The sequence below is a fragment of the Rhizosphaericola mali genome (assembly GCF_004337365.2).
Taxonomy (GTDB): Bacteria; Bacteroidota; Bacteroidia; order Chitinophagales; family Chitinophagaceae; genus Rhizosphaericola; species Rhizosphaericola mali.
Window position 1 is genome coordinate 1,108,529 of the sequence record NZ_CP044016.1, and the last position, 19,905, is coordinate 1,128,433.

Consider the following 19,905-nt stretch of genomic DNA (forward strand, 5'->3'; position numbering starts at 1 on the left):
TTTTAAAGTGTTAAAAACAAGATCTATAAAGATCTAAATATTGAGTTACTGTTTTATTCCAACTATGATCAATTTGCATACCTGCTTCGATCATTTTATCCATGATTTTTGGGTTATGTGATATTTCCATAGCTCTTCCAATCGAATATATAATTTCTTCTGAAGTTGCATTATTAAAGCAAATACCCCAGCCTCCATCTCCAACGTCTTTAACTGTATCTTTAAGCCCTCCTGTACGCCTAACAATTGGAATGGTCCCATAGCGCATGGAATACATTTGATTTAATCCACAAGGCTCTACTCTGCTTGGCATTAATAAGAAATCTGCTGAAGCATATAATTGATGGCTTAGCGCTTCATTATATCCTATATCTGCATGATAAAATGAAGGGAAAAGACTATTGATACTTCTCAATTGATTTTCAGTTTCTTTTTCTCCACTTCCTAAAATGATGAAAGATATCCGTCCTTTTAGTAAATAAAGGGAAGATAAAATTGCATCAGGTAGTAAATCTGCAGCCTTTTCTCCAACTAATCTCCCAATAAATGCAAATAATGGCTTACTTCCATCAATTCCAAATTGTTTACAAATTGCTTCTTTATTTTTTTCTTTACCAGCTTTATAATTTTGTACATTATAATGATGAGAAATGTAATTATCTGTATTTGGATTCCATAACTGGTCATCAATTCCATTCAATATACCAGAACATTTACCTTTCTCATACTCAAATAAATCTTCGAGTCCATTGCTATTGTATATTAATTCATGTAGATAGCCATCACTAACTGTATTTACCTTCCATGAATTCTTAATAGCAGTTGCTAATGGATTGATATCATTTTTCCATTCAATTAAGCCTCCAACAGTAGGATCAAATGCTGGAATCCAATCAACTTGATTCCATCCAAATTGCCCCTGATATTGTGCGTTATGTATCGTCAATATACTCGGAATATTACTCAAATTTTGATAGGCATAACAATGCTTCATCATAAATGAAATCATACCTGTGTGATAATCGTGGCAGTGGATGACATCAGGTTTGTCTTCCCAATGACTTAACCAATGCACTACGGCTATCTGAAAAGATAAAAATCTATATGTATCATCACTATAACCATATACTTTTTCTCTATCTAAAACTCCATTAATGTCTAATAAATACAAATCAAAACCAAGACTATTGTGTTTTTCTTTTATAACCGTGAATTCAAAAGCATGGTTACCAATGGATGCATTACCTTGATAGGCATTTTCCCATTCATGATTATACAAAAATGGCGTTTTGTACATGGGCATTATCAACTTGGCGTCTTCACCGGCTAGGTTTTGATATTTAGGTAAAGCTCCTGCTACGTCTCCTAATCCTCCAACTTTTGCAACGGGATAACATTCTGCCGTAACATGGACAATCTTCATAAATTTTTCTTTATATGTACTCAACAACCTTTAATTGCTAAAAGTAATGAAAAAAGAATCAGAGATATTAGTATAAATAAAAAATTAAGAATATTTTTTTATTTATAGTTCGATATTTATATTTGATTAACTAACAGTAGTCTATCAAATTTTAACTGTTTTTTTTATAATTTTTCTATTTTTTTCTTTTAATCGAGATTTATTCAAAAAATCAAATTGAGTAGTTTATATTTGACAACTTTTTAAAAAAATTAATTAAGTTAAATATGTCTGTACCTGTTTCACAAAAATTAGCTATCGGGATTGATATAGGTGGCACGAATAGTGTCTTTGGAATTGTAGATCATAGAGGTGTGATTACATACAGAGGAGCAATAAGTACAAAAAAATATACTGATATCAATGAATATTTGGATGCATTGTATGATGCGATTGCGCCGATTATAGAGCAAGTGGGAGGTCGGGATTATATTCATGGCATCGGAATCGGAGCACCAAATGGAAACTATTACAATGGCTCTATTGAATATGCACCGAATCTTCCATGGAAAGGATTTATCCCCTTAGCAGAGTTAGTGCAAAAACGTTTTGGCATTTCTGCAGCACTTACTAATGATGCCAATGCTGCAGCGGTAGGTGAGATGACTTATGGTGCTGCTATCGGTATGAAAGATTTTATCATGATTACTTTGGGAACAGGTGTAGGTAGCGGTATCGTTATTGATGGCAAAGTAGTATATGGCCATGACGGTTTCGCAGGCGAATTAGGACATACGATTACCATTCCTGGTGGTAGAAAGCACTGGTCAACGGGAGCAGAAGGTTCACTTGAAACTTATGCCTCTGCAACAGGTGTTAGGTTAACGGCATTGGAATTTTTGGCTAAATATCCTGAAAAAAATAGTTTGTTAGCGCATTATTCACCAGAAGAAATTGATAGTCGTTTGATCTACGACTGTGCGATTCAAGGAGATATATTAGCTAAAGAGGTTTTTGAATATACTGGTAAAATTCTCGGTTTGGCATTAGCTAATTTTGTTATGTTTTCTTCTCCGGAAGCGATTGTTTTATTTGGTGGTTTGATGAAATCAGGTGATTATATTTTGAATCCTACTAAAGAGCACATGGAAAAACATTTACTTCCTATTTTCCAAAATAAGGTGAAAATTATTAAGAGCGAATTGAATGAATCTGATGCCGCAATCTTGGGTGCAAGTGCATTGGTATGGGAATTGAAATAAGCGATTGATATTTATTTTATACAAAAGAAAGCTCCGGTTTAGATTTTCTAATCGGAGCTTTCTTTTGTAATTTTGTTATATGCGTATTTTACACACGGGTGATTGGCATTTAGGCAAAAAATTGGGCAATTTTAACCGAATTGAGGAGCAAAGGCAAGTTTTAGATGAAATTGTACAAATTGCCGATTCGGAAAATATTGATGTTGTTTTAGTAGCAGGAGATTTGTTTGATAGTTTTAATCCAACCGTGGAAGCAACCGAATTGCTGTATTTTACCTTAAAAAAATTAACGAATAACGGCACTCGACCCGTTATTGCAATTGCCGGTAATCATGATAGTCCTGATAGGATAGAGGCTCCTGATCCATTGGCAAAGGCTTGCGGAATTATTTTTGCCGGATATCCTCATTCAGAAATCAGTGGTATGGCAGATGAGGTAAAATTTCAAATTACAAACACATCGCCAGGATTTATAGAAATAAAACTTTCAAATTATAGTTATCCTTTACGTCTCATATTAACTCCTTATGCAAATGAATTCCGGCTAAAAACTTATTTGGGATCGGAAAATGAGGATGCTCATTTGAATGAAATTTTACATACACAATGGCAAAATTTGGCAGATAAATATTGTGATGAAAATGGTGTAAATATTTTATTGGCGCATTTATTTGTGATGCAAAAAGACACAACTCCTCCAGAAGAACCAGAGGATGAACGACCGATCAATATTGGAACTGCAGCTGCGATTTTTTCCGAAAATATTCCTTCCCAAATTCAATATACGGCACTTGGACATTTGCATCGTGGACATACCGTGAAAGGTGCTGTCGGGATGGTTAATTATTCCGGTTCGCCATTGTCCTATTCCTTTGCAGAAGCTGGTCAGCAGAAATTTGTGCGCATTTTGGATATCGAGCCCAATATACCTGTAAGAGTCAAAGATGTTGCTTTGCATTCTGGTCGCATTTTGCATCGTAAAAAATTTGATGATGTGTCATTAGCGGTTCAATGGTTAAGAGAGAATACAAATACTTTGGTCGAGTTAACTATCCAAAGTGAAACTTATTTGACTGCAGAAAATAGAAAAGCCTTAAATACGGCGCACGATGGAATAATAATGATCATTCCCGAAATTACGAGTGAAAATGCTTCACCATCGCAACGACAAAATATTAATCTGAATGAAGATATTACGGAGTTATTCAAACAATATTTTTATTCCAAAAAAGGCCAAACTCCCTCAGACGAACTATTAGAATTATTTAAAGAAATCAAGCACTAGTCGACGATGTTACCCAAAAAACTCTCTATTCAAGGCCTTTATTCCTATCAAAATAAAGAGGAAATTGATTTTGAAAATCTCACTTCGGCTGGACTTTTCGGAATCTTTGGTGCAGTTGGCAGTGGCAAATCTTCGATTTTAGAGGCGATTGGTTTTGCATTGTATGGTCAGACAGAGCGATTAGGCCTGAAAGATACACGTGCCTACAATATGATGAATCTTAAATCCAATACATTGTCCATTGTATTTGATTTTGAAAATTATGATGGGAGATTGTACAGGTTTGAAGCAAAAGCGCGACGTAATAGTAAGCGATTTGAAGATGTTGGTACGATTGAGCGCAATGCTTTTCTTTGGGAAAATGATCAGTGGACGCCTTTGCCATCGGCGGATGCGGCGCAATATATTCATCTGAGTTATGAAAATTTTCGTCGTACGGTTATTATTCCACAAGGAAAATTTCAGGAATTTTTGCAATTGACTGCAGGAGAAAGAACAAAGATGCTTTTGGATATTTTTCAATTGGAAAGATTTGATTTGAGTGATAATATTGGCAAAATATTGAATGAAAATAAACATCAATTGGATATTAAAAATGGTGCTTTATCTCAATATGAAAATAAAAATCCGGAACAATTAGTTGAATTAAAACAACAATCAGCACAAGTTCAAACTGAAATTTCGACTTTTTCCGAACTTCAAAAAACAAAAGAAATTCAAGTTAAAGAACTTGTTGATTTGGCGAAAATATTTGACGCTTTACACGCTACGCAAAAGGAATACGAAAGTTTGCAAGCGCAATCGTCTGATTTCGATACTAGGAAACAAAATTTGCAAGTATACGAAACCGCTAAATTAGAATTTGAAAGTTTGATTTCTAATAGGGGAAATATTGCCAACAAAATACAAGAACGTCAAAAACTGATTTCACAATTACAACTTGATTTTACCAATATTCAATCCGAAAATAAAGATTTAACAGCAGCATTTGTTCCCATTCAAAAAGCAAATGATGCTTTAGAGGAACAAAGATCGCTTTTGCATGAATATGATTTTGCCTTCAGTATTCTAAAAAATGAAAAAGAAATTGAACTTCAAAAAAGCCGCCAAATAAAAGGTCAAAAATTTGTAGATGATAAAGATGTAGCACTTCAAGCATACGAAAAATCTATCAAAGAGCTGGAAGTACAGATTTCTTTATTAGAAAAAGATGCGGATAATTTGGATATTTATTTTCAAATACAAAATTGGTGGGAAACTAGAAATTCAGTTGAAAAAGAATTGGATTTTTTGACTAAGAAATCCGAAAAAATTAAAAGCGAACTACTCAAAAATGAATTAGAATTTGAAAAATTAGGCTATAAAGTTTCCGATTGGCAAGAACAAATCTTTGCTAAAAAACAAGCTTTGGAAATTCAGATTACGGAAAATCAACAGCAAGCGAATCAAATAGCTGTCCGTACTGAATTACAAACCTTTGCGACGAATTTGGAAGATGGAATTCCTTGTCCGCTGTGTGGAGCAATGCATCATCCTGATGTCTTGAAAGCGGAGAATATATCCAAACACTCACAAGTAATTAATCAGCAAGCCGAAACATTAAATATGCAAATGAATGAATTGAAATCAATTGAAAATCAATTGAATCAATTATTTATTGCCTATAAATCACAAGAAAACCTACTCACACAAAATACACTTGAAATACAAGACAAAAAGGAAAATTTAGCCAAGCATTTGACCAAATTTAGTTGGGATAAATTTGATAATGATGATATCGCCGCATTCCAATTATCTTTCGAAAAAGTAAAATCGGCAAGTGATAATTTGAAAAAATTGCGAGTTAATTGGAATACTGAAAAATTAAATTTTCAAAAATTACAAGACGAAAAACATAAATATGCGCTTGCTTTAGTTGAAATAGAACAGAAAATTGAAAATTTGAGAATTCAAATAATTCAAGATTCTTCGCATCTGCAACAACTAAAATTGGACGATTTCGCTCAAAAAGATTTGGATGAATTAAATGCTGAAAAAGTAAATTTAAGTAAACAGATAACAAAAGTTGTCGCAGATTTTAAGCTTTATTCGGAAAGGATAAAAGCAAATGAAACTGTACTTACAAAGGCGGAAAGTTCGCTTATCAGTCAAAAGCAAGAATTAACTCAAAATGAAAAAGAACGGACGGACGTGGAATTCTCTCTTCATGAGAAATTGAAACAAAGCACATTTGAAAATTTGGAGGAAGTTATTGCTATTTTGGATACCGCGATTGATATTACAAAAGAACGAACCATAATTGAAGCGTTTAATAAGCAGTTGCATGCGTTGGCTACACAAATGGCAACCTTCCATGAACAAGTAAAAGGTAAGGATTTCAATGCGAATGATTTGGAAAAAGCACAATTGGAATTGGCTGAATTAAATCAAAAAATAACCGAACTACAGAAACAAAATGGCAATCTTTCTGGGCAAATAAAGCAATTAACAGAAGACCTACAAACTAAGGATACACTTGGTAAAGAAGTCAATTCCTTGCAACTGAGACAGGAAAATATTTATACTTTATTCAACTTATTTAAAGGACAAGGTTTTGTCAATTATATTTCCTCTGTGTATTTGCAGCAATTGTGTCAATCAGCCAATAATCGTTTTTATCAATTGACAAACAATCACTTACAATTGGATCTCAATGATAAAAATGAATTTATCGTCATTGATTATATGAACGAAGGCAAATATCGAAGTGTCAAAACGCTTTCCGGTGGACAGACTTTTCAAGCGGCACTTTGTTTGGCTTTGGCTTTAGCGGATAGCGTACAAGCGAATAAATCAGATCAGCAAAATTTCTTCTTTTTGGATGAAGGTTTTGGATCTTTGGATAAAAACAGTTTGAATATTGTATTTGAAACCTTGAAATCATTACGAAAAGAGCATCGAATTGTCGGTGTAATTTCCCATGTAGAGGAGTTGCAGCAAGAAATTCCCATTTCCCTTTTTGTCAAAAATGATCCCGAAACAGGAAGTTATTTGACATTTAACAATGATTAATAAAATTTTAATAAAAAAGGCTTTTGTTTTTCATTATTTTTCAATAAAAGGGAAATTTTTGTGTAACTTCGTTTCCCCTAAATTTATGGGACACAAATCAATCGTTAAAAGAGAGAAATAAAATCTAGTAATCGCAGATTTTAGTAAAATTTGAATTATCTTTAAAGACGGTTTCAAATTCAATTAAAAGGTTTATATCCTCCAAAAATGGCAACAAGTGTAAAAAAAGTAAAAGCCGGCGAAGATATTGCGGCTGTAGAAGAAGTAATGGAAAAAATGCCAAAAAAGAAGCAAAGTATTTCTACTACGAAGAAGAGCTCTAAACAACATAATCACGATATACTGGGAAAGCTAGAAGCTCATTTTGGTTTCAAAGTTTTTAAAGGCAAACAAGAAGATGCCATTAATAGTTTGTTGAATGGTAACGATACTTTTGTAATAATGCCCACTGGTGGCGGAAAGAGTCTTTGTTATCAATTGCCGGCACTAATCTTAGAAGGTTGTGCTATAGTAGTAAGTCCTTTAATTGCTTTGATGAAGAATCAGGTAGATCTTATCAGAGGTTATAGTGAAAATGACAATGTCGCTCACTTTTTAAATTCTTCTCTCAATAAAGGTCAAATTAAACAGGTAAAAGACGATTTGCTGTCTGGAAAAACTAAATTACTGTATGTCGCTCCAGAGACATTGACCAAGCAAGAAAATTTAGATTTTTTCAGAGATTTGAAATTGTCTTTTTTCGCCGTAGATGAGGCACACTGTATTTCTGAATGGGGACATGATTTTCGTCCAGAATATCGCCGATTACGTGAGATGATGGAGATTATCAATCCAGATTTGCCTGTAATCGCTTTAACAGCAACAGCAACACCGAAAGTGCAAAGTGATATTGTTAAAAATCTTGGTTTACGTAGTCCAAATATTTTCATTTCTTCTTTTAATAGATCCAATTTGTACTATGAAGTAGTACCCAAATTGAAGAAAGATCAAACTATAAAAAGCATTGTTCGCTTTATTTCCCAAAACAAAGGGAAAAGTGGCATTATTTATACGTTAAATAGAAAAACAACGGAAGAATTAGCTGCATTATTGGTGGCTAATAATATCAAGGCTGTCGCTTATCATGCTGGCTTGGATGCCAAAGTAAGAGCGGATCGTCAAGATCAATTTTTAAATGAAGATGTGCAAGTAATTATTGCGACCATCGCATTTGGAATGGGTATTGACAAGCCGGATATTCGTTTTGTAATCCACTTTAATATTCCAAAATCTATTGAGAACTATTATCAAGAAACGGGTAGAGCCGGACGTGATGGATTGGAAGGAAAATGTATTTTGTATTATTCTCATAAGGATGTTTCTAAATTGGAACATTTGATGCGAGATAAACCACTTAGCGAAAGAGAAGTCGGTGCACAATTAATTTCTGAGACATTGGCATTTGCAGAGACTTCTGTATGTCGTCGTAAGGTGTTAATGCATTACTTCGGAGAAGATTGGAATACTGAAAATTGTGGCAATTGTGACAACTGTACACATACTAAAGAAAAAATTGAAGCGAAAGAGGATGTCGTTAAAGTCTTGAAAGTTATTAACGCTTTAGATGAAAGATTTGCAACTGATTATGTTTTGAATATTTTGAAGGGAAAAGCAACGCCGCAAATTACCATGTACAAACATGAGAAGCTTGCTATTTTCGGAATAGGAAAAGATAAAGATGAATTGTTCTGGACGAGTTTGATCAGTCAGATGCTTTTAAATGATCTTTTGAGAAAAGATATTGAAGAATATGGTTTATTGAAATTGACTGAAAAAGGAGAGAAGTTCTTAAAGAAACCGACAAGCTTTGAAATTGTTTTGAACAATCAATTTGAAGAGTCGGAAGATGATGAGGAAGATGGCACAGGCAATGCCGGTGCGGCAACGGACGAGCGACTTTTTGAAATGTTGAAAGAATTGAGGCAAAAAGAAGGTAAGCGTAAAAATCTACCTCCATTTGTAATTTTCTTAGAAAGTTCTTTGCAAGATATGGCGACCATGTATCCATCTACAACTGCAGAATTGGAAAAATGTCAAGGCGTAGGTAAAGGAAAAGCATTGAAATATGGTAAGCCATTTATCAACTTGATTGCGCAATATGTTGAAGATAATAATATCGAAAAACCAGATGATTTTGTTGTAAAGAGTGTTGCTAACAAGAGCAACAACAAAATTTACATCATCCAAAATGTAGATAAACGTATCCCATTGGAAACCATCGCTAAAAATAAAGATATGCGTATCGATGCTTTATTGGAAGAAATGGAAACTATCGCGGCAAGTGGTACAAGATTGAATCTAAACTATGCTATAGACGATATGTTAGATGAGTACGAACAGGAAGAAATTATTGATTATTTCAAAGGATGTGAGACGTCATCTTTGCAAGTTGCACAAGAGGAAATGTCGGATAGCAATTACAATTGGGAACAATTGAAAATTATGCGTATTAAATTCCTTTGTGAATATGGTAACTAATTTTTATAGAAATATATACAAAAAGGGTTCGAATTTTTCGAACCCTTTTTGTATTTAGAGAAGGGTTTTATTAATATTTCAGTACAATCTAATCGTAAGAATGAAAACGAAGTCAAATATAAAATTGCCCCTTACTGATATTGAAATAGCTAATCTGAGAAAGAATAAAATTAAAATTGCAAATATTCTGGACTTTGCAATGGACGAACTAGAAGTTTTGCTAAATAGTACGAGTGAAAGAGCAAAGGAAATTTATGCCTTGGCTGAATTTCAAACTATTCCATCTATAGGAATAAAATTTGCCCAAGATCTTGTTTTTCTTGGTTATTATACAATTGATGAACTAAAAAACAAAGACGGTGCAATTCTAACCGATGAATATGAATTGCGAAAAGGTTACTGGATTGATCCATGTGTTGAGGATCAATTTAGATTAGCCATAAATTTTGCCAATACTAAAGACGCTACCAAAAAGTGGTGGGATTTTACGGAAGCACGAAAAACGTTTCGAATGAAAAAAGGTTATCCAGATAACAGACCCAAGCAGGCTTGGTTTGAAACTTTAAATATTCTGAAAAAATGATTTGAAGAAATTAAAAAGCCCAAAAACGATTCGTTTTTGGGCTTTTTAATAATATATTTAAGATTTATTTTTTCGCAGTTCCGATGATTAATTCCAATATATAACTGACTACGGAAAGTAAAATACTAAAAAGTAATGCACTTATCCAACCATCAACATGGAATCCATCCACCAAATGGGATGCCATCATAATGATAATAATATTAATGACGATAAGAAATAATCCTAACGTTAAAATTGTCACAGGAATGGTAAGTATGACCAAAATTGGTTTCACAAAAGCATTTAAAATTGCTAATACAAGTGCCAAAATGATAGGCGTCGTACCGCCAGCGACAGTAACACCCTTCAAGAAATGTGCTGCGATGACAGCGGCTAAAGCGGTTACCAAAATTCTTCCGATAAATCTTAAAAGCATATTATTTTAAATTACGGTTAATTGATAAAAATCCTCTTCTTTTAAATATTTGTTTGCCAATTCTAGTAATTCCTCCGAAGTTATTGATTTAACTATGGATATATTTCTTTGAAAGGTTTCTTCATCCATACCATTTAGAATATAGCCTTTCCAACGAGAAATAATGGAAAATGGTCCATCCAAACTAGACAATATCGAACCAATCATGTAGTTTTTTACCAAGCTCAATTCTTCTTCATCAACAAGATTTTCTTGTAATAGTTTGGCTTCTTTCCAAATTTCTTCCAAAACCATAGGACAAGCTTCTCTTTTCGCTTCTGTACTGATCATCCAAGCACTTTCTTGTACATGATTTTGCAAATAACTTCCGATGCCGTAAGTGTACCCTTTCTCTTCTCGAATATTACTCATCAGACGAGAACCAAAATAACCACCGTAAATCGTATTCAAAACATTGACTTTTTGAAAATCTGGATGATGTCTATTGGGAAATGGTCGCGCTATACGAATAGCTCCTTGTACATTGTTAGGGTCATTTAAAATTTCTGCCTTTTTCTCAATGTCACGAATAATTGGATGAGCTGTTTTATCTAAAGGATTCACTTCATTTTTCAAAGTCATTTTACCAAAATGATTATTCAAAATGGATAAAAAGTCTGATGGTAATTTGCCTGCGGCAAATATTTTACAATTTCCGTTGATGTAATAGGTTTGGTAAAAAGTTTCCAATTGGACTTTTCCCAAAGACTCTAAATCTTCTTTGCGTGTATAAGTTCCGTAAGGATGTTCAAATCCATAAAGCATTTCGTCAATTTTGCGATTGGCGACAAAATCACATTTTAATAAATTGACATTCAATTTTTGCAAATTGTTCTTTTGGTAAATTTCCAATTCTTTATCTGGAAAAATACTGTCTTGGATCAATTCAGCGACGATTGGCAATAAAATTTGCACATGTTTACTCAAACAATGAAGCGAAATTGACGCTGTTTCATTATAACAGCTACGTGACAAATACGCACCATAAAATTCAAATAACTCATTGATTTCGAATGCCGATTTTGTCGATGTTCCGTTTTTCAAAAGAAAATTAGTGGTCGCTGCGACTAAATGTTCCTTTTCAAACCAATTACCCGCATAAAAGACAAATTCGATACTGGTCACTTCTTCAGCACCAGCATTGATACTATAAACGGGTGTGTTATTATCTAAATATGCTAATTCGTAGGGTTTTAAATTCAATTCAAATGAAGTGGCATCATAATATTTCGGAGCGATAGTTCTATTAATCATTCTAATGTAGCTTAATTTTTTGTAGCACAATACCAGATTGTGTTGCTGTTGGATTCTTGAAATAATTGGTTGCTAATTGCTTGGATGGCGTCAGCTGTAACTTGTTGATACATTCCAAATTCTTTATTGATTAAATCTGTATCGCCTAATAAAGCATAATAGGCCAAATTTGATGCTCGACTCATTAAACTCAAATCTTCAAAAGCCATCATACTTTCGGTTTTGTTGATAACCTTTGTCAACTCATTTGGATCAATTCCATTTTTACAAAAAATATCCATCTGCTCTTGCACTGCTTTCTCTGCCTCTTCAAATGAAATTCCTTCTGCTAACCGGCCTTCTACCGTTACCAAACCGGCATCAACACTTCCGGTATGAAAACAAGATATTTGACTAAATAATTCTTTTTCTTTTACCAGAGTTTGATATAATCTTGATGAAGGACCACCACCCAAAATATCAGTGATTAAATCAATTGTGTAAAATTGAGGATCCAATCTTCCTCCCATATGCCAACTTTTGAAAAACGCATTTGCAGGTACATTTCTCTCTACGGTCAATCTCCTTGCTTCTGTTTGTGCAGGCTCTTGTGGAATATTTCTTTCTGGTAAACTTCTCCCTGGAATTTCTCCAAACCATTTTTCAACCAAAACCTTTACTTCTTCTGTTTTTACATTTCCAGCTACTACTAAATAAGCGTTGGAAGGAATGTAATATTTATGGAAAAAATCTTTCACCTCTTGCAAGGTTGCATCTTCGATGTGTTTCAATTCTTTGCCAATCGTCATCCATTTGTACGGATGTACTTTGTATGCTTGTTCACGTATGAGTTTCCACACATCACCGTATGGCTTATTTATATAATTTTCTTTAAATTCTTCGCACACAACTTTACGTTGCACTTCCAAACTTTTCTTATCAAATGCCAAACTCAACATACGATCGCTTTCTAACCAAAGCGCTGTTTCCAGATTTTGGGTAGGGACAGACTCGTAATAATTGGTCAAATCATTGGTTGTATAAGCGTTATTTTCTCCCCCTGCCATTTGCAAAGGTTCGTCAAAATCAGGAATATTGACACTGCCACCAAACATTAAATGTTCGAATAAATGAGCAAATCCAGTATGATCTTCTTGTTCGTCCTTAGCTCCGACATTGTATAAAACATTGACCACCGCCATAGGAGATGAGTCATCTTCATGCACAATTACTTGCAGTCCATTATTCAGTGTAAAACTATTGTAATCTATCATATTATTATTTCAATGTGCAAATATACTTTACACTACATTACGATTAGAAAAAGAAGAAAATTTGAAGTTTTTATACTTTTATTTGGAATGTTAAATTATTGCTTCTATATTTGCACTCCCAATTCAAAAGGGAAGGATTCCGTAGCTCAGTTGGTAGAGCAATACACTTTTAATGTATGGGCCCTGGGTTCAAGTCCCAGCGGGATCACTTTTTTAAAAATAAAGCATTGATAATCAATAGATTACAATGCTTATTTTTTTATACTTACAGTTATACTTACACTTTTAAAAAATCGCAAAAAATATACAATCTTTGTATTTGATTTAAAATTGATTTGTTTTTTAATTTATTGTAAGAATGCCAAAACCATATAGCTATGGCTCTCTTTTATCATACTTAAGTGCCCCTATATCTGCCTTCCTGAAAGCCTTGAGCATAGATCCTATTTCAATAAATTAAAATTATTTCAAATGGTTTAAAACTGTGTTCCGAGAAATTTGGTATTTTATTTTTACGGACAAAACTAATTAAGATTTCATATATGCTTAATGATAGAGTTCTACAATTTTTTTTATATACTTCCCATAGAGCAATAGTATAAATATTCCCCAGCTCTCTGTGCATATTTTTAATCGCTCAACCCATTTAGATACAATTTCCATATTCATTACCAATTGATAATCTTCTTCATCTCCTTTCGGTTCCGGGAAAATATGATCTTTAATATTGATCATTGCTTTAAAATATTCCTGCTCTTCGTCACTATTAGTATAACTGTCTTCGTCAAATGGAAACATATTTATCCATTCAACTAATGAATCTAATACTGCTTGAAAAGATTGCTGTAGCTCTAAACCTACTTTCTGTATGTATTGCTGTAATTTCTCTTGGTCAGATTCCGTGAGTTCAATTTCATCGAACAATCTCAAATCGTAAAAGTGATCTGCTAACAGAAGTACTTTCCCATAAGCTTCCGTAGCTTTAGTTATATCATTAAATTCCGGATATAAATTTGACCATCCCTCTATATTCAGATTTTCAATAATTTTTGCCTCAATCGGTTGTTGTATTGAGTTAATCAAAGATAATTCTTCAAACAACTTATCTTTTATGTTGTATAATCTGACTTCATTCCATTGATTGTTTAGGCTTTTTTTCTGAATGGTCTGGATGAAATAAAAATTCGAAAACCAAAATTGTAACATCAAGTATTTTAGACTTGTATATTCCGGACTATCTATTGTCTGTTGTACAATTTGATAAGCCTCTTTATACCCCATCAAAGCCCAAAAAGGACTTTCTCCATCAATTAAAATAATAGGCTTATCATTAGTTATCTTATTATTAATATACCTGATTGAAAAAGGGTTGTCTTTTGAAGTCTGCTTAAAGTCTTTTATTATTTTGTTTTCGAAATCTGATTTTAACTTAAAAATCCGTTTTGTTGAACGTTGACCTGACAGATGAACTTCCCGAGAACCTGACAAAAATAAAAGTGGAAGAAGCCCTGACCATACTTCGCACCCTCGATAAAAACATTGATAATCTTTTAGCGGACTTTTCAGAACCGTACAAAATCAATCTCTCCGATTTTATGGAGGAAAATTTTATGTTCAATATGCCCTTGGAAAAATTCGGTTATCTCACAGGCCGGAGCATTGCCACATTCAACCGGGACTTTAGAAAGACATTTCATACAACCCCACAAAAATGGCTCACGCAAAAGCGGCTGGAACTGGCACATTACCAAATTGCCGAAAAGCACCAAAAACCCGCAGAAGTTTATTTGGAATCGGGATTTGAAAACCTTTCCCATTTTTATTTCGCTTTCAAAAAGCATTTCGGGTATGCACCAACCGAAATTGTAACATAAAACAGGGAAAATCTGTTTCCTTATTTTATAGTCTTGAATATATTATTTCGGAAAATATTTCAAAAAGCATTCCGGTAGCAGACCTGTGTATTCCCAATTAGGAGTGTGGAAGACTACTGGGTACATAATTATTCATAAGCGGGATTGCCTATGATTTAGGTTATAGTAGCATAGCAACTTATAACAATATTTTTTACTGTTTGTAAATAGAAAGCCTGTGGTATTTTGAGGATCATTTCGAAAATTTCCATGACCATTTTTGTTATTTCCATTCCCAATTTCTTATTTCCGGCATATCTTCCCCGTTTTCATTGATATAATGACGATGCAAAATCAATTTATCCTGCAAATCCTGTTTTAGCGCTGCATATCGGTCACCCAGTTGAGTCAGAACATCTATTACATTTATTACTAAATGAAAACGATCAAGGTGGTTAAGTACGGTCATGTCAAATGGCGTAGTGATGGTTCCTTCCTCACGGTAGCCGTGGACATGGATATTTTCATTGTTGGCATGTTTATAAGTAAGCCGATGTATCAACCAAGGATAACCATGATAAGCAAATATGACGGGTTTGTCGCGTGTAAAAAGCATGTCAAAGTCTTTTTCCTGCAGGCCATGTGGATGTTCCGTAGAAGATTGCAACTTCATCAGATCGACCACATTGATGACCCTGACCCGTAGTGAAGGTATCTTTTCGCGGAGGATAGATATGGCAGCGAGAGTTTCAAGCGTAGGTACATCCCCCGCGCAGGCCATGACAATGTCGGGCTCATTGCCGGCATCATTGCTTGCCCATTCCCAGATACCGATTCCCTTTGTACAATGCAGTTCCGCCTGTTCCATCGTCAGCCATTGTGGCGCCGGGTGTTTGCCGGCAATGATGACATTGACATAATTGCGGCTGCGCAGGCAGTGATCCATGACGGACAAAAGGCAATTGGCATCCGGTGGCAGGTAAACGCGTACAATGGACGCTTTTTTATTGGCCACATGATCGATAAATCCGGGATCCTGGTGCGTAAATCCATTATGGTCCTGCCGCCATACATGTGAAGACAGCAAATAGTTAAGCGAAGCTATTGGCCGCCGCCAGGGCAGGCCGGCGCATACTTTCAGCCATTTGGCATGCTGGTTGAACATGGAATCGACAATATGGATAAAGGCCTCATAACTGTTGAAAAGGCCATGTCTTCCGGTCAATAGATAGCCTTCCAGCCAGCCTTCGCACTGATGTTCGCTAAGCATTTCCATCACCCGTCCTTCGGTCGCCAAAAAATCGTCCGAGGGCAATATTTCTGGTTCCCATTGGCGGTTTGTTTGTTCAAATACCTTGTCCAACTTGTTGGAAAGCGTTTCGTCCGGGCCAAATAGCCGGAATGTATGGGCATTGAGCCTGATAATATCTCTTAAGAAACCGCCCACGGTCAACGTATCCGATGCATCCAAGCTACCGGGTGCCGGTAAATTAATTTTATAATCTCTGAAATCCGGCATGATAAGGTCTTTTAGGAATATTCCGCCATTCGCATGAGGATTTGCACCCATACGTTTTTCTCCTTCCGGACTAAGAGCTTGCAATTCCGGGATTAAATGCCCATTGTCATCAAACAATTCCTCCGGTTTGTAGCTGAGCATCCATTCCTCCAATTGTTGCAGGTGAAGCGGGTTATTATCTGGTTCCGCGATAGGTACTTGGTGGGCTCGAAAAGTGCCTTCTATTTGTTTCCCGTCTACGACTTTTGGACCTGTCCATCCTTTGGGGGTGCGGAGTACAATCATTGGCCAACATGGGCAATTGTTATTCTCCTCTATTCTCGCATGGTATTGTATTTCTTGGATATCCTTACATACATTTTCTAAAACAGATGCCATTGTTTGATGCATGGCAAAAGGCTCATCGCCTTCCACGAAATAAGGCTTCCAGCCATAGCCTTTAAGTAAAGATTCTAATTCAGCCTGTGGAATGCGTGCCAAAATGGTAGGATTGGCTATTTTATACCCATTCAGGTGCAGGATAGGCAGGACGGTTCCGTCTTTTTCCGGATTAAGGAATTTATTGCTGTGCCAGGACGTAGCCAAGGGACCCGTTTCGGCTTCTCCATCGCCAATCACACAAGCTGCTATCAAATCAGCGTTGTCCAGGACTGCTCCGAACGCATGGCTCAATGAATAACCCAGTTCGCCACCTTCATGTATAGACCCCGGGCATTCCGGTGATACATGGCTCGGGATGCCGCCGGGAAAAGAGAATTGTGTCATTAGCTTTTTCATACCTTCCGTGTCCTGGCTGATACGAGGATAAACCTCGGAATAGGTTCCCTCCAGATAGGTATTGGCCACCAGCGCAGGGCCGCCATGTCCGGGACCGGAAACATAAATCATGTTCAAGCCATATTTTTTGATGATACGGTTGAGGTGCACATAAATGAAATTTTGCCCCGGAGTGGTGCCCCAGTGCCCCATCTGCATTTTCTTGATATGTTCGGGGCGCAAAGGCTCTTTTAAAAGGGGATTGTCCCGGAGGTAAATCTGCCCAACAGACAAATAATTGGCAGCCCTCCAGTAAGCGTTTATTTTTTGCAATTCATCTTCCTGCAATGGATTTTTTTCGTATTCCATAATCAAATCGTTTTTAATATTTAATCCTGTATTAATGACCAAGTATATTGGGCAATGATAAATTCTTCATTCGTGGGTAAGGCATATATCTGTACCGCGCTTATGTCGGCAGATATAAGCGTTTGCCCCCCTTTCGTTTTTAGCCCCGTCCAGTTTTATGCCCATATAGCCCATATCTGCACAGATACGTTTTCTTACCTCGGCAGAATTTTCCCCGATTCCACCCGTGAATATTAATATGTCCATTCCGTTCAATACGGCGGCCAATGCCCCCAGCCATTTTTTGACCGAATAGCAATACATGTCCACAGCCTCACCGGCCTGTAAATCTTCGTATTTTTCCTGTGCCAATAGTTTTTCCATGTCAAATGAAGTCCCCGAAATGCCCAATAGACCGGATTGGTGGTTGATGACATGATTTAGTTCCTCCACAGACAAGTGGTTATGCTGCATGATATGCCACACGACACCCGGGTCAAGATCCCTTGAACGTGTGCCCATCATGCATCCGCCCGCCGGCGTAAATCCCATTGTAGTGTCAATGCTTTTTCCTTCTTTGACTGCCACCAGGCTGGATCCACTGCCGAGATGGGCAAAGATCATCTTGTTGGCCTGGACATGGGTATCCGTAATGAGTGCCTGGATTTTTTGCAAAATATAGGTGAATGAAATACCATGAAACCCGTAGCGGATGATACCTGCTTCTGCATAATGCCGCGGTATAGGGAAAAGCCGGGCGATTCGTGGCATCGAGGCGTGGAAAGAGGTGTCAAAACAGGCAACTTGTTTCAGCCCGGGGCATCGGGTTGCAATTGTTCTAATCAATATTAATTCGCCCACAATGTGATCCGGATCGTACCAACTGTAACTTTCCAATTCACTGATCAATGCGTCCGTGATTATTTCCGGCTGCATATGTTGCATCCCGTGTACGATCCTGTGGCCCACTGCATGTATCTGCGCTATTGATAGGGCGGACTCTAACCAGTCGATTATATTATTGGCGGCGTCCTTTAGTTCATGCGAATTCAGTGGCTTTTCGGTCGTGGTGCCCAGTGCGTCTTTAATTTTTAACCGCATGTCCTCCCCGCCAATGCCTGATACCATACCGGTATAGACGATTTTTAAGGACAAGGTATAGACGGCAAATTTGATGCTGGATGATCCATTATTGATTATTAGTACACAATCCCGATCTTCAGACATGTAGATGTTGCTTGTTTATTTAGAAGAAAAGAATTTTCACAAGTATGTAAGTTACGTCTTTTTAGGTTTCCTACCCTTTTAGGAAAAATCAGATTACTCATAACCGCTTTTTATGATGGTGGATATCATTTTGAACCTTCCGTTGGGTTTTATGAGGTTCAACGCATGTGCCGGAATGACGATTGATTGGCCTGTCAATAAAACGTTAGACTCCCCACTGATGACAATATCGGCCTGCCCTTCGATGATCTGCACAAAAGTATCAAATGGGGATGTCTTTTCCGTCAGGCCTTCACCACTGTCAAAAGACATGACACTGATGTTGCCCGTTGTCTTTTTCAGTATAGTTTTAATGACGACCGAATTGGGTATATACTCGATGATCTCGACGGTTATAAACAATCTTGATTTTTCTATTTCTACGTTATCCATAATATTTCAATAATTAAATAGCTTCTTTTTCATAATGGTACAGCTAAAGCCCTGCGGATCTTTTAATGAACAAGAACCATGCTTTTTCTTTTGGAGAGATAAAACCCACCATCCCCCACAGCATCCAATATTTCTTAAGAAAATACCTATGTACGTCCCATAGATTAAAACCGATTTTTTGGGTATAAACGGTAACCCATTTTCCTTGCCTGCGCATATTTTATCCGGGTTTGTATATAATTGATTATCCTAGTCGGACATCTGTAATATTTTCTTTTGTTTATGTAACACTTTTTTTGTTCCGTTAATGTTGGAAAATGCACGGATGCCCCCATAAGTTACTATACCGATTGCAATTACCTGGATAATAGCTTCAGAGCCATACAGGATAAAAAAACAAACGGACCAGCAAACGACCAACACAACAGTGGAAATGCATATAATTTTATTCATGACAATGTTTTTAATGGGAAAAATAAGGGCATCATGCTGAAAGCATGGTGCCCGGGCATTTTGATAGATTGCTATATATAGAATTAGGAAAACTATTTTATCTCTTTGGGTAGTGGTATATGCACTCTTGATATAGTTTGTCTGCGTTTTTTGATTGCGGGCGGCACCGCAGACCTCTTTTGCTGTTCCGTCAAGGTTTTAACATCCTCTGGAATAGCCATTTTTATGGCAATTTTATTATCTTTCATGATAG

Annotated in this window: 17 protein-coding genes and 1 tRNA gene; 7 read left to right on the top strand and 11 right to left on the bottom strand. The window is 36.1% G+C overall.

Annotation, left to right across the window (positions count from 1 at the left end):
* Positions 1–10: 10 nt before the first annotated feature.
* Complete coding sequence (locus E0W69_RS04815) at positions 11–1,423, bottom strand: glycogen synthase (protein ID WP_131328900.1); 1,413 nt, start codon at positions 1,421–1,423, stop codon at positions 11–13.
* Between the two features lie 266 nt (positions 1,424–1,689).
* On the opposite strand from E0W69_RS04815, the gene E0W69_RS04820 reads away from it, so the two are divergent.
* The 5 genes from E0W69_RS04820 (at position 1,690) to E0W69_RS04840 (ending at position 10,100) form a co-directional block, all read left to right on the top strand.
* A complete protein-coding gene (locus E0W69_RS04820) occupies positions 1,690–2,664 on the top strand; it encodes an ROK family protein (RefSeq protein ID WP_131328901.1) in 975 nt (324 codons plus the stop codon).
* A 79-nt stretch (positions 2,665–2,743) separates the two neighbouring features.
* Positions 2,744–3,949: a metallophosphoesterase family protein gene (locus E0W69_RS04825; RefSeq protein ID WP_131328902.1), complete on the top strand. Its 1,206-nt coding sequence runs from the start codon at positions 2,744–2,746 to the stop codon at positions 3,947–3,949.
* 6 nt (positions 3,950–3,955) lie between these two features.
* On the top strand, positions 3,956–7,000 hold the full coding sequence (locus E0W69_RS04830) for an AAA family ATPase (RefSeq protein ID WP_131328903.1): 3,045 nt from the start codon (positions 3,956–3,958) through the stop codon (positions 6,998–7,000).
* Positions 7,001–7,207: 207 nt separating this feature from the next.
* Positions 7,208–9,517, top strand: coding sequence for a DNA helicase RecQ (gene recQ, locus E0W69_RS04835; RefSeq protein ID WP_225321398.1), 2,310 nt, complete (start codon positions 7,208–7,210; stop codon positions 9,515–9,517).
* A gap of 100 nt (positions 9,518–9,617) precedes the next feature.
* Entirely contained in the window at positions 9,618–10,100 is a 483-nt protein-coding gene (locus E0W69_RS04840) for a helix-hairpin-helix domain-containing protein (RefSeq protein ID WP_131328904.1), read from the top strand.
* Between the two features lie 64 nt (positions 10,101–10,164).
* Here E0W69_RS04840 and E0W69_RS04845 read toward each other — a convergent pair whose 3' ends face one another.
* Genes E0W69_RS04845 through E0W69_RS04855 form a run of 3 tightly spaced genes read right to left on the bottom strand, consistent with a single transcriptional unit; the run spans position 10,165 to position 13,064 of the window.
* Positions 10,165–10,518 carry a phage holin family protein gene (locus E0W69_RS04845; RefSeq protein ID WP_131328905.1) on the bottom strand — a complete coding sequence of 118 codons (354 nt, stop codon included), beginning with the start codon at positions 10,516–10,518 and terminating at the stop codon, positions 10,165–10,167.
* A gap of 6 nt (positions 10,519–10,524) precedes the next feature.
* Positions 10,525–11,811 carry a M16 family metallopeptidase gene (locus E0W69_RS04850; protein WP_131328906.1) on the bottom strand — a complete coding sequence of 429 codons (1,287 nt, stop codon included), beginning with the start codon at positions 11,809–11,811 and terminating at the stop codon, positions 10,525–10,527.
* 11 nt (positions 11,812–11,822) lie between these two features.
* On the bottom strand, positions 11,823–13,064 hold the full coding sequence (locus E0W69_RS04855) for a M16 family metallopeptidase (RefSeq protein WP_131328907.1): 1,242 nt from the start codon (positions 13,062–13,064) through the stop codon (positions 11,823–11,825).
* A gap of 135 nt (positions 13,065–13,199) precedes the next feature.
* On the opposite strand from E0W69_RS04855, the gene E0W69_RS04860 reads away from it, so the two are divergent.
* Positions 13,200–13,272: transfer RNA gene (locus E0W69_RS04860), tRNA-Lys, on the top strand.
* A 338-nt stretch (positions 13,273–13,610) separates the two neighbouring features.
* Here E0W69_RS04860 and E0W69_RS04865 read toward each other — a convergent pair.
* Positions 13,611–14,552 (bottom strand): hypothetical protein, encoded by a 942-nt coding sequence (locus E0W69_RS04865; RefSeq protein WP_131328908.1) that lies wholly within the window; start codon positions 14,550–14,552, stop codon positions 13,611–13,613.
* 8 nt (positions 14,553–14,560) lie between these two features.
* Between E0W69_RS04865 and E0W69_RS04870 the strand changes: the two genes are divergently transcribed.
* The gene (locus tag E0W69_RS04870) at positions 14,561–14,938 is read left to right on the top strand and encodes a helix-turn-helix domain-containing protein (protein WP_225321399.1); all 378 of its coding nucleotides are present in this window, start codon (positions 14,561–14,563) and stop codon (positions 14,936–14,938) included.
* 262 nt (positions 14,939–15,200) lie between these two features.
* Here the strand turns inward: E0W69_RS04870 and E0W69_RS04875 are convergent, their stop codons facing one another.
* The 6 genes from E0W69_RS04875 to E0W69_RS20415 form a co-directional block, all read right to left on the bottom strand.
* Entirely contained in the window at positions 15,201–17,561 is a 2,361-nt protein-coding gene (locus tag E0W69_RS04875; RefSeq protein WP_131328910.1) for a phosphoketolase family protein, read from the bottom strand.
* Positions 17,562–17,627: 66 nt separating this feature from the next.
* Positions 17,628–18,767 (bottom strand): acetate/propionate family kinase, encoded by a 1,140-nt coding sequence (locus E0W69_RS04880; RefSeq protein WP_131328911.1) that lies wholly within the window; start codon positions 18,765–18,767, stop codon positions 17,628–17,630.
* A 93-nt stretch (positions 18,768–18,860) separates the two neighbouring features.
* On the bottom strand, positions 18,861–19,199 hold the full coding sequence (locus E0W69_RS04885; RefSeq protein WP_131328912.1) for a cupin domain-containing protein: 339 nt from the start codon (positions 19,197–19,199) through the stop codon (positions 18,861–18,863).
* A 43-nt stretch (positions 19,200–19,242) separates the two neighbouring features.
* Positions 19,243–19,416, bottom strand: a complete 174-nt coding sequence (locus tag E0W69_RS20410; protein WP_191967966.1) for a hypothetical protein — start codon at positions 19,414–19,416, stop codon at positions 19,243–19,245.
* 32 nt (positions 19,417–19,448) lie between these two features.
* Complete coding sequence (locus tag E0W69_RS04890) at positions 19,449–19,652, bottom strand: hypothetical protein (protein ID WP_131328913.1); 204 nt, start codon at positions 19,650–19,652, stop codon at positions 19,449–19,451.
* Positions 19,653–19,744: 92 nt separating this feature from the next.
* Positions 19,745–19,900, bottom strand: a complete 156-nt coding sequence (locus tag E0W69_RS20415) for a hypothetical protein (RefSeq protein WP_191967967.1) — start codon at positions 19,898–19,900, stop codon at positions 19,745–19,747.
* Positions 19,901–19,905: the final 5 nt, after the last annotated feature.

Bases quoted from the DNA above. Each gene is read 5' to 3' on its own strand.
- E0W69_RS04815 (WP_131328900.1), bottom strand. From the start codon at position 1,423: ATGAAGATTGTCCATGTTACGGCAGAATGTTATCCCGTTGCAAAAGTT.
- E0W69_RS04820 (WP_131328901.1), top strand. From the start codon at position 1,690: ATGTCTGTACCTGTTTCACAAAAATTAGCTATCGGGATTGATATAGGT.
- E0W69_RS04825 (WP_131328902.1), top strand. From the start codon at position 2,744: ATGCGTATTTTACACACGGGTGATTGGCATTTAGGCAAAAAATTGGGC.
- E0W69_RS04830 (WP_131328903.1), top strand. From the start codon at position 3,956: ATGTTACCCAAAAAACTCTCTATTCAAGGCCTTTATTCCTATCAAAAT.
- recQ (WP_225321398.1), top strand. From the start codon at position 7,208: ATGGCAACAAGTGTAAAAAAAGTAAAAGCCGGCGAAGATATTGCGGCT.
- E0W69_RS04840 (WP_131328904.1), top strand. From the start codon at position 9,618: ATGAAAACGAAGTCAAATATAAAATTGCCCCTTACTGATATTGAAATA.
- E0W69_RS04845 (WP_131328905.1), bottom strand. From the start codon at position 10,518: ATGCTTTTAAGATTTATCGGAAGAATTTTGGTAACCGCTTTAGCCGCT.
- E0W69_RS04850 (WP_131328906.1), bottom strand. From the start codon at position 11,811: ATGATTAATAGAACTATCGCTCCGAAATATTATGATGCCACTTCATTT.
- E0W69_RS04855 (WP_131328907.1), bottom strand. From the start codon at position 13,064: ATGATAGATTACAATAGTTTTACACTGAATAATGGACTGCAAGTAATT.
- E0W69_RS04875 (WP_131328910.1), bottom strand. From the start codon at position 17,561: ATGGAATACGAAAAAAATCCATTGCAGGAAGATGAATTGCAAAAAATA.
- E0W69_RS04880 (WP_131328911.1), bottom strand. From the start codon at position 18,767: ATGTCTGAAGATCGGGATTGTGTACTAATAATCAATAATGGATCATCC.
- E0W69_RS04885 (WP_131328912.1), bottom strand. From the start codon at position 19,199: ATGGATAACGTAGAAATAGAAAAATCAAGATTGTTTATAACCGTCGAG.
- E0W69_RS20410 (WP_191967966.1), bottom strand. From the start codon at position 19,416: ATGCGCAGGCAAGGAAAATGGGTTACCGTTTATACCCAAAAAATCGGT.
- E0W69_RS04890 (WP_131328913.1), bottom strand. From the start codon at position 19,652: ATGAATAAAATTATATGCATTTCCACTGTTGTGTTGGTCGTTTGCTGG.
- E0W69_RS20415 (WP_191967967.1), bottom strand. From the start codon at position 19,900: ATGAAAGATAATAAAATTGCCATAAAAATGGCTATTCCAGAGGATGTT.